Source organism: Streptomyces bambusae, from assembly GCF_019400985.1.
Classification (GTDB): Bacteria; Actinomycetota; Actinomycetes; order Streptomycetales; family Streptomycetaceae; genus Streptomyces; species Streptomyces bambusae_A.
Map to the genome: position 1 here is coordinate 1 of NZ_WTFF01000233.1, position 11,870 is coordinate 11,870.

The 11,870-nt window shown below is 73.1% G+C and carries 13 protein-coding genes; 6 read left to right on the forward strand and 7 right to left on the reverse strand.

Annotated elements, in window-relative coordinates; genetic code table 11:
• Window positions 1-21: 21 nt before the first annotated feature.
• Window positions 22-651: a hypothetical protein gene (locus GPJ59_RS26145; RefSeq protein WP_219670161.1), complete on the forward strand. Its 630-nt coding sequence runs from the start codon at window positions 22-24 to the stop codon at window positions 649-651.
• A 158-nt stretch (window positions 652-809) separates the two neighbouring features.
• Here the strand turns inward: GPJ59_RS26145 and GPJ59_RS26150 are convergent, their stop codons facing one another.
• The 3 genes from GPJ59_RS26150 to GPJ59_RS26160 all read right to left on the reverse strand — a co-directional run bounded on the left by GPJ59_RS26150 (window position 810) and on the right by GPJ59_RS26160 (window position 3,985).
• A complete protein-coding gene (locus tag GPJ59_RS26150; protein WP_258024926.1) occupies window positions 810-1,970 on the reverse strand; it encodes an Mrp/NBP35 family ATP-binding protein in 1,161 nt (386 codons plus the stop codon).
• 43 nt (window positions 1,971-2,013) lie between these two features.
• Window positions 2,014-2,544, reverse strand: coding sequence for a DUF1003 domain-containing protein (locus GPJ59_RS26155; RefSeq protein ID WP_219670163.1), 531 nt, complete (start codon window positions 2,542-2,544; stop codon window positions 2,014-2,016).
• A 169-nt stretch (window positions 2,545-2,713) separates the two neighbouring features.
• On the reverse strand, window positions 2,714-3,985 hold the full coding sequence (locus GPJ59_RS26160; RefSeq protein ID WP_219670152.1) for a magnesium transporter MgtE N-terminal domain-containing protein: 1,272 nt from the start codon (window positions 3,983-3,985) through the stop codon (window positions 2,714-2,716).
• A 331-nt stretch (window positions 3,986-4,316) separates the two neighbouring features.
• Here GPJ59_RS26160 and GPJ59_RS26165 point away from each other — a divergent pair, with 331 nt between their 5' ends.
• Window positions 4,317-5,135, forward strand: coding sequence for a hypothetical protein (locus tag GPJ59_RS26165; protein ID WP_308120492.1), 819 nt, complete (start codon window positions 4,317-4,319; stop codon window positions 5,133-5,135).
• Window positions 5,136-5,271: 136 nt separating this feature from the next.
• Here GPJ59_RS26165 and GPJ59_RS26170 read toward each other — a convergent pair whose 3' ends face one another.
• Together GPJ59_RS26170 and GPJ59_RS26175 are read right to left on the reverse strand one after the other, a co-directional pair.
• The gene (locus GPJ59_RS26170) at window positions 5,272-5,787 is read right to left on the reverse strand and encodes a hypothetical protein (protein ID WP_219670153.1); all 516 of its coding nucleotides are present in this window, start codon (window positions 5,785-5,787) and stop codon (window positions 5,272-5,274) included.
• Between the two features lie 44 nt (window positions 5,788-5,831).
• Window positions 5,832-6,947 carry a magnesium and cobalt transport protein CorA gene (locus tag GPJ59_RS26175; protein ID WP_219670154.1) on the reverse strand — a complete coding sequence of 372 codons (1,116 nt, stop codon included), beginning with the start codon at window positions 6,945-6,947 and terminating at the stop codon, window positions 5,832-5,834.
• 348 nt (window positions 6,948-7,295) lie between these two features.
• Between GPJ59_RS26175 and GPJ59_RS26180 the strand changes: the two genes are divergently transcribed.
• The 4 genes from GPJ59_RS26180 (at window position 7,296) to GPJ59_RS26195 (ending at window position 10,390) form a co-directional block, all read left to right on the forward strand.
• Window positions 7,296-7,880: a suppressor of fused domain protein gene (locus GPJ59_RS26180; protein WP_219670155.1), complete on the forward strand. Its 585-nt coding sequence runs from the start codon at window positions 7,296-7,298 to the stop codon at window positions 7,878-7,880.
• A gap of 145 nt (window positions 7,881-8,025) precedes the next feature.
• Window positions 8,026-8,661 carry a DUF6758 family protein gene (locus tag GPJ59_RS26185; RefSeq protein ID WP_219670156.1) on the forward strand — a complete coding sequence of 212 codons (636 nt, stop codon included), beginning with the start codon at window positions 8,026-8,028 and terminating at the stop codon, window positions 8,659-8,661.
• 143 nt (window positions 8,662-8,804) lie between these two features.
• A complete protein-coding gene (locus tag GPJ59_RS26190) occupies window positions 8,805-9,677 on the forward strand; it encodes a PHP domain-containing protein (RefSeq protein WP_219670157.1) in 873 nt (290 codons plus the stop codon).
• A 107-nt stretch (window positions 9,678-9,784) separates the two neighbouring features.
• A complete protein-coding gene (locus GPJ59_RS26195) occupies window positions 9,785-10,390 on the forward strand; it encodes a MarC family protein (RefSeq protein WP_219670158.1) in 606 nt (201 codons plus the stop codon).
• A gap of 78 nt (window positions 10,391-10,468) precedes the next feature.
• Here the strand turns inward: GPJ59_RS26195 and GPJ59_RS26200 are convergent, their stop codons facing one another.
• Window positions 10,469-10,621: a hypothetical protein gene (locus GPJ59_RS26200; RefSeq protein ID WP_219670159.1), complete on the reverse strand. Its 153-nt coding sequence runs from the start codon at window positions 10,619-10,621 to the stop codon at window positions 10,469-10,471.
• 95 nt (window positions 10,622-10,716) lie between these two features.
• Window positions 10,717-11,628, reverse strand: coding sequence for an alpha/beta fold hydrolase (locus GPJ59_RS26205; protein ID WP_219670160.1), 912 nt, complete (start codon window positions 11,626-11,628; stop codon window positions 10,717-10,719).
• Window positions 11,629-11,870 lie beyond the last annotated feature (242 nt).

An 11,870-nucleotide genomic window follows, 5' to 3' on the forward strand; every position in this document is an offset into this window, starting at 1 on the left:
GCGCCGACGGCGGCCGAGCCGGTGGCCGGGGCGGCGCCCGAGCCCGCCGCGGTCCCCGCGGCCCGCCGCACCGCCGAGGGCTTCCTGCGGGCCGACTTCCCCTGGTACGGCCTGGACGAGGCCTTCACCGGCCCCCGCTGGCTGATGCAGGTCGGCACCGCCGCCGACGGCACGGTCGAGCACGGCTCCGTCGGCCACGGCGACGAGCCCACCGTCCGCAGCGAGGCGACCGGTGCCGAACGGGAGCGCTTCGCGGTCGTCGTCACGGTCGCCAGCAACCCGCTGCGCCGCAGCAGTGACGGCACCGGCGTGCTGGAGGCCACCTCGGTGTCCTCGGCCGCGTGGCTGGCCGGCTCCGGGCTGCTCGCGTACACCTGGCCCGGTCAGATGGACCACGGGCTGCGCAGCAGCTGGCTGGACCAGCAGACCGAGACCGCGTGGGAGCTCGCCGACGATCTCGACGGGCCTGACTGGTCGATGCTGTCGCTGCCTGTCGACGGGGTGCCCACGCCGTTCCACTACCGGGAGTCCGAGTTCGGGTGGGTGCTTGCCGGGTCCACGGCGGGCGGGGTCCATCTCGGGGCGTATGGGCGGGGCATAAGTGCGTATGGGCTGGCCTTCAGCCAGGCGGATCTCGCGGCGTACGAGTAAGCGGGGCATGAGCAAGGGCACCACCGCTGGGCGGTGGTGCCCTTTGGCACGCTGCGCGGCCGGTGCGGGCCGCCGTTCCGGTGTGCCCACCCTCCCCCAGACTCCGTCCGGGGGGACCCCCAGCCCAGCGGAACGACTGCCCACACCGGGGGCGCCTACTAGAACTTGTTGCGCGGGGTGATGCCCAGGGACATGCCCGACAGGCCTCGTTGGCGGCCGCCGAGCTTGCCGGCGATCGCGCGCAGGGCCGCGCCGGCGGGGGAGTCCGGGTCGGCCAGGACCACCGGCTTGCCGTTGTCGCCGCCCTCGCGCAGCCGTACGTCGATCGGGATCTGGCCGAGCACCGGCACCGTGGCGCCGGTCGTCCGGGTCAGGCCGTCGGCGACCACCTGGCCGCCGCCCGTGCCGAACACGTCGACCATCTCGTCGCAGTGCGGGCAGGGCAGGCCGGACATGTTCTCGACCACGCCGACGATCTTCTGGTGGGTCTGTACGGCGATCGACCCGGCCCGCTCGGCCACCTCGGCAGCGGCCTGCTGCGGGGTGGTGACCACGAGGATCTCGGCGTTCGGCACCAGCTGGGCCACCGAGATCGCGATGTCGCCGGTGCCCGGCGGCAGGTCCAGCAGCAGCACGTCCAGGTCGCCCCAGAACACGTCCGCCAGGAACTGCTGCAGGGCGCGGTGCAGCATCGGGCCGCGCCAGACGACCGGCGCGTTGCCCGGGGTGAACATGCCGATGGAGATGACCTTCACACCGTTGGCGGACGGCGGCATGATCATGTTCTCGACCTGGGTGGGCCTGCCGTCCACACCCAGCATGCGCGGCACGCTGTGCCCGTAGATGTCGGCGTCGACCACGCCGACCTTCAGGCCGTCCGCCGCCATCGCCGCGGCCAGGTTGACCGTGACCGAGGACTTGCCGACGCCGCCCTTGCCGGAGGCGACCGCGTACACGCGGGTCAGCGAGCCGGGCTTGGCGAACGGGACCTCGCGCTCGGCGGTGCCGCCGCGCAGGGCCGCCGCGAGCTCCTTGCGCTGCTCGTCGCTCATCACCTCCAGCGACACCTCGACCGAGGTGACGCCGGGGACCTTGGCCACGGCCTCGCTGACGTTACGGGTGATGGTCTCGCGCATGGGGCAGCCCGACACGGTGAGGTAGACGGTCACGGCGACCGCCCCGCCGTCGCCGACCTCCACCGATTTGACCATGCCGAGCTCGGTGATCGGCCGGTGGATCTCGGGGTCGTTCACCGTCGCCAGCGCGTCCAGGATCGCATCCTGCTCGGGCACGGCGGCGGAGCTTGTGTCGGTAGCCATGACCCCGATGGTACGGCTCGGTAGCAGGCGTCCGGTAAGCCTCTCAGCGGTCGCCTTCGTCACTCTCCACCGGGAACAGCCGCCGCTCGTCCATCTCCTTGATCAGGTCCTGGAACTCGGAGCGGATCCAGTCGCGGGTCGCCACCTCGCCCAGGCCCATCCGCAGCGCCGCGATCTCCCGGGTCAGGTACTCGGTGTCCGCGATGGACCGCTCGTTCTGCTTACGGTCCTGCTCCAGGTTGACGCGGTCCCGGTCGTCCTGGCGGTTCTGCGCCAGCAGGATCAGCGGGGCCGCGTACGAGGCCTGCAGCGACAGCATCAGCGTCAGGAAGATGAACGGGTACTCGTCGAAGCGCAGGTGCGCGGGCGCGAAGATGTTCCACAGCACCCACACGATGATGACCAGCGTCATCCAGACGATGAACCGGCCCGTGCCGAGGAAGCGGGCGATCTTCTCGGAGAAGCGGCCGAAGGCCTCCGGGTCGTACACCGGCAGCAGCCGCCGCCGGTCGGCGCGCGGCGTGTCCAGCCGGGCGCGCGGCGACCGCGTCAGCGCACTCGACCCCGACGGCATCGCCGCGGCCTTGCCGCGGACCCGCTCCGAGAGCTCCTCCAGCCGCTCCCGCTCCCGCTCCGCCAGCCCCTGCTCCCGGGCCGCGCGCGCGGCCTCGCGGCGCGCCCGGATCTGCTCCCGGCGCCGCTCGCGCGCCTGGTCCCGGCCCGGCTCGGAGGAGCGTCCCCGCTCAGCCATGGACGACCCTCTCCCCCGAATGCAGATCCGTCTCCCGCCAGTCCTCCGGCAGCAGGTGGTCCAGTACGTCGTCCACGGTGACGGCGCCCAGCAGCGAGCCGCTCTCGTCGACCACGGGCACCGCGACCATGTTGTACGCGGCGAGATAGCTGGTCACGGCCTGCAGCGAGGCGTCCGGCCGCAGCGGCGGCAGGTCCGTGTCCACGACGGCGCTGACCAGCGTGAACGGCGGGTCCCGCAGCAGCCGCTGGAAGTGCACCGTGCCCAGGTACTTGCCCGTCGGCGTCTCGTCCGGCGGCCGGCACACGTACACCTGCGCCGCCAGCGCCGGCGACAGGTCCGCCTGCCGTACGCGGGCCAGCGCGTCGGCGATCGTGGCGTCCGGGCGCAGCACGATCGGCTCCGTGGTCATCAGACCGCCGGCGGTGTTCTCCTCGTACGACAGCAGCCGGCGCACGTCGGCCGCGTCCTCCGGCTGCATCAGCGTCAGCAGCCGCTCCTGGTCGTCGGCCGGCAGCTCCGACAGCAGGTCGGCCGCGTCGTCCGGGTCCATCGCCTCCAGGACGTCGGCCGCCCGCTCCTCCTTCAGCTTGCCCAGGATCTCGATCTGGTCGTCCTCGGGCAGCTCCTCCAGGACGTCCGCGAGCCGGTCGTCGTCGAGGGCGTTGGCCACCTCCGCGCGCCGCTTCGGGGTCAGGTGGTGCAGGACGTTCGCGAGGTCGGCGGGGCGCAGCTGCTCGAAGGTGGCGACCAGGTTCTCGGCGCCCTGCCCGTGCTCCTCCAGCGAGAAGCCGGTGACCGCCGACCACTCCACGGTCAGCGTCTCCCCGCGCCGGCGCAGCGCCCCGCCCTTGCCCTTGCGGACGAAGATCCGGTCGATCTCCCACTCGCGGCGGGCCGGCAGCTGCCGGATGGCCACGTCCAGGACCGTCACCTCGGTCCCGTCGGCGACCAGCTGCACCCGGCGGTCCAGCAGCTCGCCGAGGACCAGCCGCTCGGTGGGGCGCTGCTCGAAGCGCCGCATGTTGACCACGCCCGTGGTGATGACCTGCCCCGACTCCACGCCCGTCACCCGGGTCATCGGCACGAAGATCCGCCGCCGGCTGACCACCTCGACCACCAGGCCCAGCAGCCGCGGCGGCCGGCCGCCGACGCGCAGCATCGCCACCAGGTCGCGCACCCGGCCCACCTGGTCGCCGTTCGGGTCGAAGACCGGCACGCCCGACAGGTGCGATACGAAGATCCGCGGGGCGCCTGCTGCCATCCTGTGCGCCTCCTCGGGCGTCGCGACCGTCCTGGCCTGTTCCCGGCCTGTTACCTGGGCGGCCGGGTCTCCTGCCGGCCCTGGGACGGCCGTACGCGCCCGCCGAGCGGCTGCCGTACGGCGTCCTGGAGCCGTCCTGGAGCCCCCGCCGTCCCTCAGGCTACCCCCGGCCGCGGAAACCGCCCTGGTGGGAGGGTCCGCCCGGGGCCCCGGCCCGTCACCGGCGGGCGGTACGCTGCCTGCTGCTCCCCCCTGCCGCCGCCGGGTGGGGGCGCCCGGCCGCAGGCCGGGGCAGTGCCCAGCCCGACCCCACGACGAGAGGCACCCGCCCGTGACCGCGTACTCCCCTGCCGTACGGCTGCGCCGGGCCGCCTTCGTGGGCGCCCTGTGCGCGGGCCTCGCCGTCACCGGCACGGGCTGCGGGACGGACCCCGACGAGGGCACCAACGGCGTCGGCAAACTCTCCGCCGACCAGATCGAGGACAAGGCGCGGGCGGCGGCCGGCGCCGCGGACTCCGTGCACCTGTCGGGCACGCTCGTCGTCGGCGGCAAGACCTTCACCCTCGACATGCGGCTGAAGTCCGACGGCGGCTCCGGCGAGGTGAAGTCCCCCGAGAACACCTTCCAGGTGCTGCGGGTGGGGGAGGCCCTCTACCTGAAGGCGGACGCCGCGTTCTGGGGCCAGTCCGAGTCGGCCGGCAAGCTCACCGACAAGTACGTGAAGGTGCCGCAGAGCGACCCGACGTACAAGCAGTTCCGCGGCTTCACCGACATGCACGTCCTGCTGGACGGGCTGCTCGGCCTCGACGGCAAGCTCGCCAAGGTGGAGGACTACACCAAGGTCGGGCCCACCCGGGCCGTGCAGCTCACCGCGGACAAGGGCAAGGGCGGCAAGCTGTCGGTCTCGCTGCAGGGCACCCCGTACCCGCTGCGCATGGAGCGGGCGGGCGGCGCGGGCCGGGTGGACCTCGCCGAGTGGGGCCAGGCCTTCCAGCTCACCCCGCCGACGCAGGACCAGACGGTCGACTACGGCTCCCAACTCCCGACCACGAAGGACGGCACGGGCTCGGGGTCCGGCCCGGCCACGAAGCCGTCCCCCTCCGCGAGCCAGAAGTCCTCAGCAGGCCAGGGCTCGAACGTCGCCGGCTGAGCCCGTCCAGATCCAGCCTCGGCCATATCCAGCCCCGCCGGCGTTTGAGGCGCGGGGGTCCGGGGGCGGAGCCCCCGAAACCGGAGCCGGGGCTCAGCCCATGAACGGGGCCCGGGGCCCCCGGCCCTGCGCGGCGTCAGCCGCGCGCGGTCTTCTTCCGCTTCAGCAGTAGCCTCGGCAGACCCGCCGGGATCGGCCGGCGCGTGACCGCCGGCGACGGCAGCGGGTGCGCGGCCAGCGACCCGCCCGGCAGCGCCTCGTGGACCTCGGCCGGCTCCAGCCGCAGCAGCCGGCACTCGCGCGCCCAGCGCTGCGTCATCTCCTCCGAGTCCGGCGCGTTCAGCCGCTTGCCCTTGAGCTCGGCGACGGCCGCCTCCCACTCCTCGCCGTGCGGCCGCAGCTCGCTCACCTTGGCCGTCCAGGCCACCAGCCGGCCGCCCTTGTCCTTGCTGCGCACCGTGACCTCGGCGGTCGCACCGTCGGCGAGCCCCGGGAACGGCTGTTCCCCGGGCCCGTCGCCCAGCACGTGCGCGGCGCCGTCCACCCAGGCGTGCCACAGCGCCCGGTCCGGCCCGGTGCCCCGGACCCAGATGAGCCCGGACTTCTTGGTGGCCTCCTCGACGAGGGCCAGCTGGAGCGCGCTGAGAGTCATGCGCACAGGTTAGGGGGCGCAGGGACGAACGTGGTGGGCCGCCCCTACAGCCAGCCGTTGCGCCGCAGGGCCCGGTGGATGACGAAGCACGTGCCGACGATCCCGGCCATCACGGTGGGATAGCCGTACTCCCACTGGAGCTCCGGCATGTGGTCGAAGTTCATCCCGTACACGCCGCAGATCATCGTCGGCACGGCGATGATCGCCGCCCACGAGGTGATCTTGCGCATGTCCTCGTTCTGCGCGACGGTCGCCTGGGCCAGGTTCGCCTGGAGGATCGAGTTCAGCAGCTCGTCGAAGCCGACGACCTGCTCGTGCACCCGGGCCAGGTGGTCGGCCACGTCCCGGAAGTACTTCTGGATGTCCGGGTCGACCAGCCGCATCGGCCGCTCGCTCAGCAGCTCCATCGGGCGCAGCAGCGGCGAGACCGCCCGCTTGAACTCCAGCACCTCGCGCTTGAGCTGGTAGATCCGGCCCGCGTCCGTGCCCCGCGGACTGCCCTTGGCGGGCGCGGCGAAGACGTCGCTCTCCACCTCGTCGATGTCGTCCTGCACGGCCGCCGCCACCGCGATGTAGCCGTCCACCACGTGGTCGGCGATCGAGTGCAGCACCGACGAGGGGCCCTTGGCCAGCAGCTCCGGGTCGCCCTGGAGGCGGTGCCGCAGCCCCTTGAGGGAGCCCTGGCCGCCGTGCCGGACGGTGATGACGAAGTCCGGGCCGGTGAAGCACATCACCTCGCCGGTCTCCACGACCTCGCTCGTGGCGGTCAGTTCGGCGTGCTCGACGTAGTGGATCGTCTTGAAGACGGTGAAGAGGGTGTCGTCGTAGCGCTCCAGCTTCGGCCGCTGGTGCGCGTGCACCGCGTCCTCGACGGCCAGCGGGTGCAGTCCGAACTCGGCGGCGATACCGGCGAACTCGGCCTCGGTCGGCTCGTGCAGGCCGATCCAGGCGAAGCCGCCCTCGCCCCGGACGCGGCGCATCGCCTCGCGCGGGGTCAGACAGGCGGTGCCCAGCTGCCGCCGCCCGTCGCGGTACACGGCGCAGTCGACGACCGCGCTGCTCGCCGAGGGGTCGCGGGTGGAGTCGTAGCCGGGCTGGACGGGGGTGGGCTTGCGCAGCGAGGGACGTACGGCCGCACGGAGGTCACGGATCATCGACATGGCAGCTCCTTCGTACGGTGAGGACCGCACGGGTGGGAGACCCTCCGCACGCGCCGGGCGAACGGCGGGGGAAGGCACAGGACGGGTGTCGATCAGAAGATCAAGACGGGCGGGAGGCGCCCGGGGTGGAGCGGTTGGTACTGCACGGTCGACTTCGATCCATCGCAGCCCCACCTCCTCCGGCCGGTCCCCCGTAGGGGATGTCCTGTCCCGGGGCGCCGGACCGCTCCACCAGCCCGTGCTGGGAGCAGTCGTGAGCGTGCGCCCCGACCAGCGGTCAACACTATCAGCCGACAGATGGTCAAAACTCTGGCTTTACCCGCTGCATATGAGATCTATGCTCGCGGCATGGCAGATCTTCTGGCAATCGTCGAGGCCCGGCTGCGTTCCGCGCTCGGGGAGCCCGACGCCCGCGCCGCCGTCACCTTCCTGGGTACCGACCGCATCGAGGTCCTCCGCTTCATGGAGGGGGACCTCGTGCGGTACGCCACGCTCGGCATGTCCGCGCAGTCCATGACCGATCCCACCGCCGTCGTCGCCGACCCCGTGCGTGGGCCGCGGGCCGAACTGGTGCTGACCGTGCGGGCGGGGCTCGCCGAGACCGACAAGGTGCTGCGGCCGCTGGCCGTGCTCGCCGCCTCGCCGCAGGTCGAGGGCCTCGTCGTGGCCCCCGGCGCCTCGCTGGACGTGGGCGACCCGCTCTGGCCGGGCGCGCCGTTCAGCTCCGTGCTCGTCGCCGAGTCGGGCGGGCTGGTGGAGGACCTGGAACTGGACCCGCCGATGGACCCGGTGCGGTTCCTGCCGCTGCTGCCGATGACGCCGAACGAGGCTGCGTGGAAGCGGGTCCACGGCGCGGCGGCGCTCCAGGAGCGCTGGCTCGCGCGCGGCACCGATCTGCGGGACCCTCGGCGTACGTCCGTCGCGTTGGACTGATACATCGCGTACGTCGGGTAGGTCGGGTACGTCGCGGCGGATCGGCGAACGGCGGACTGACCAACGGCCACCGGGGGTACCGATCGCATCCGGACGGGTGATCGTCCCTTGACGCGGGCGCGACCGGGGAGGAGCGTGGCTTCTTATGAGGGGTGAACCGAGTTGCCCGAAGTGCGGTGGCCGGGTCAGGGCGCCCGGTCTTTTCTCCGACTCCTGGCAGTGCGCGGTGCACGGGCCTGTTCACCCCCTGCAGCCCGTCATCCCACCCAGTGTCGAAGCCCTCTCGGTCGTGGTGCGCCGGGCCAAGGTTCCCGTGTGGATGCCCTGGCCGCTGCCCATCGGCTGGCTCTTCACCGGCGTCGCCCAGGCCGGTGACGACCGCAGCGGGGGCCGCGCCACGGCGGTGGCCTGCTCGGGGCCCGGCCCGCTCGGCGGCATGGGCGAGCTGCTGCTGATCGCGGAGGAGCTGGGCGTGGGCCTGGGCGCGCGGTACGCGGGCATCGACGGCCCCGACCCCGGCCCGTACATCGACGTCTCCGCCCCGCCCGTCGCCAAGATGCTCGCGGCCGGCCGGCCCACGCCCCTGTGGCACGTCAAGGGCGCCCCGGAGGACCGGGCCGTGTTCGCCGGGGAGGCGCGCGGGTTGTGGCTGTGGGCCGTGGTGTGGCCCGAGCAGTCGGGACTGCTGATGTACGACGAGCTGGTCCTGGCCGATCTGCGGGACGCGGGCGCGGAGGTCGAGATGCTGCCGTGCGGGGCGCTGAGCCCGCGGATCCTGTAGCCGTCGGGGCGCGCATGCTGTAGCCGCCGGCCCGCGCATCCTGTGGCCGTCCCGGCGTCTCACCCTTCGGGCCGGGGGCCGGGGCGCCCTGCGGCCCGGTTATCCTGAGGTGTCCCCGTCCGTCAAGCCCCTGGAGCCGTGCCGTGCGCATCGACCTGCACGCCCACTCCACGGCGTCCGACGGTACGGACACCCCGGCCGAGCTGGTCCGTAACGCGGCCGCCGCCGGGCTGGACGTCGTCGCGCTGACCGACCACGACACCGTCGGCGGCCACGCGGAGGCGATCGCGGCGCTCCCCGAGGGGCTGACGCTGGTCACCGGCGCGGAGCTGTCCTGCCGGCTGGACGGGGTCGGGCTGCACATGCTCGCGTACCTCTTCGACCCCACCGAGCCGGACCTGGCCCGGGAGCGGGAGCTGGTGCGCGACGACCGGGTGCCGCGGGCGCAGACGATGATCGGCAAGCTCCAGGCGCTCGGCGTGCCCGTGACCTGGGAGCAGGTCGCCCGGATCGCCGGCGACGGCTCCGTGGGCCGCCCGCACATCGCGACCGCCATGGTCGAGCTGGGCGTCGTCGGGTCCGTCTCGGACGCCTTCACGCCGCAGTGGCTGGCCGACGGCGGCCGCGCGTACGCGGAGAAGCACGAGCTCGACCCGTTCGAGGCGATCCGCCTGGTCAAGGCGGCCGGCGGGGTCACCGTCTTCGCGCACCCGGGCGCCGCCAAGCGCGGGCAGATCGTGCCGGAGAGCGCGATAGCGGAACTGGCGGCCGCCGGGCTGGACGGCATCGAGGTCGACCACATGGACCACGACGACGCCACGCGCGCACGGCTGCGCTCGCTCGCGTCCGAGCTGGACCTGCTGACGACCGGTTCCAGCGACTACCACGGCAGCCGCAAGACCTGCCGGCTCGGGGACTTCACGACGGACCCCGAGATCTACGGCGAGATCACCCGCCGTGCCGCCGGCGCCTTCCCGGTGCCGGGCGCGGGCGGACGCGCCGCCGCCGACGCTTAGCTCGGTCCTGGGCCCGCGCAGGCGCCCGCTTCGCCCGCTTCTCCCGTCCTCCGTGCGGCGACGTCGCCGCTGCTGTTCTCGTACCACCACTCCTGCAAGGCATCTTTGTGTTCGATTTCGCAGTCTTCGGATCCCTTTTTCTCACCCTTTTTGTGATTATGGACCCGCCGGGGATCACGCCGATCTTCCTGGCGCTGACCTCGGGCCGGCCCGCCAAGGTGCAGCGGCGGATGGCGTGGCAGGCGGTGTGCGTGGCGTTCGGCGTCATCGCCGTGTTCGGCCTCTGCGGCCAGCAGATCCTGGACTACCTGCACGTCTCGGTACCCGCGCTGATGATCGCGGGAGGCCTGCTGCTCCTGCTGATCGCGCTCGACCTGCTGACCGGCAAGACGGACGAGCCCAAGCAGACCAAGGACGTGAACGTCGCCCTGGTCCCGCTCGGCATGCCGCTGCTGGCCGGTCCCGGTGCGATCGTGTCCGTGATCCTCGCGGTGCAGAAGGCGGAGGGTTTCAGCGGCCAGCTGTCGGTGTGGGCGGCCATCGTCGCCATGCACGTGGTGCTGTGGCTGACCATGCGGTACTCGCTGCTGATCATCCGCGTCATCAAGGACGGCGGCGTGGTGCTGGTGACCCGGCTGGCGGGCATGATGCTGTCCGCGATCGCCGTGCAGCAGATCATCAACGGCGTACTCCAGGTCGTCCAGGCGGCCTGACCCGCTGCCGCGCCCGTACAGCACGAGGCCCCCGTACCGGCGAGCGGTGCGGGGGCCAACGCGTGGTGTGCGTCGGTGTCAGGAGGACGCGGACTCGGTCGGGCGGATGAGGATGCGCTGGCCAATGGCGGCGGCCTGCTGCACGATCCGGTTGACGGAGGCCGCGTCCACGACGGTGCTGTCCACGGCGTTTCCGTCGACGTCGTCCAGGCGCAGAATCTCGAAGCGCACGGCTTCTCCCTTCGTCGGTGTTCTCCTCGTACAGGGGTCAACGAAGTGTATAGGGCAAACATTCCCTACGCTAACGAAATTTTTTCACAGGCTAACTACCGGCTGGTAGCGCCGGTCGCGCCGGTCGCGCCGGTCGCGCCGTCAGCGCCGGCAGCGCCGGCAGCGCCGTCCCAGAACTCGGCCAGCGCCCGCGCCGTCGCCTCCGGGTCCTCGGCATTGGGGGAGTGCGCGGTCCCGGGGATCACCCGGCGCCGCGCGCCCAGGCGCAGAGCCATATCGTCCAGCAGCGGCACCGGCCACGCGTAGTCCACGGACCCGGACAGCACCAACTTCGGCAAGTCCACCCCGGCCAGCTCCGCGACCCGGTCCGGCTCGGAGACCAGCACCCGGCCGGTCGCGATGAGCTGCTCCGGCACGGTCGCCAGCCAGCGGTCCCGCAGGAAGGCGGCCAGCTCCGGGGAGTCGGCGGCGGTGTCCTCGGCGTCGTGGGCGCGCATGGCCTCCCACACCCCCGGCATGTCCTCGCGCATCACCTCCAGCGCGGCGACCAGCAGCTCGGTACGGGCCTGCTGGTCGGGGGCGATGGCGGCCGGGCCGCTGCTCATCAGGGTGAGCGTGCGGAATGGGGTCGCGTCGCGCAGGACGGCGGCGCGGGCGACGAGACCGCCGAAGGAGTGCCCGAGGAGGTGGACCCGGCCCGCGTCCGCCGCCTTGGCCTGCGCGAGCAGGTCGGCCGTGAGCTCGTCCAGGGCGTACGCGGCCTCGTCGCGCGGGCCGGGGCTCTGGTGCTGGCCGCGGCCGTCGATCGCGAGGACCCGGTAGCCGGCGGCCGCGAGCGGTTCGAGGAGGCCGATGAAGTCCTCCTTGCTGCCCGTGAACCCGGGGACCAGCAGGGCGGTGCCGCGGGCAGGCTCGCCTGCCTCGTGCACGGCGAAGTCCCCGCGAGGGGTGCGGAGGGTGTACGCGCGGGCGGCGGACGGCAGGGTGAGACGAGGCGGCTTGCTCATACAGCGAGGCTACCGGCCCGTAACCGGGGACTGGGGCCCCCGGGTCCCCCAGGGTCCCTGACTCCGGCCGCCACGGGTCGACCGGGCCCCGGGAACGGCGACGGCCCCGGCCTCCCCGTCGGGGGAGGCCGGGGCCGTCGTGGTGGTGCTTATGCCTCCGGCGACTCGGCCTTGCGGGTCCGGGTGCGGCGGCGCGGCGCGGCGGCCGGCTCCGCGGCCTCGGCGGTCGCGGGGGCCTCGGC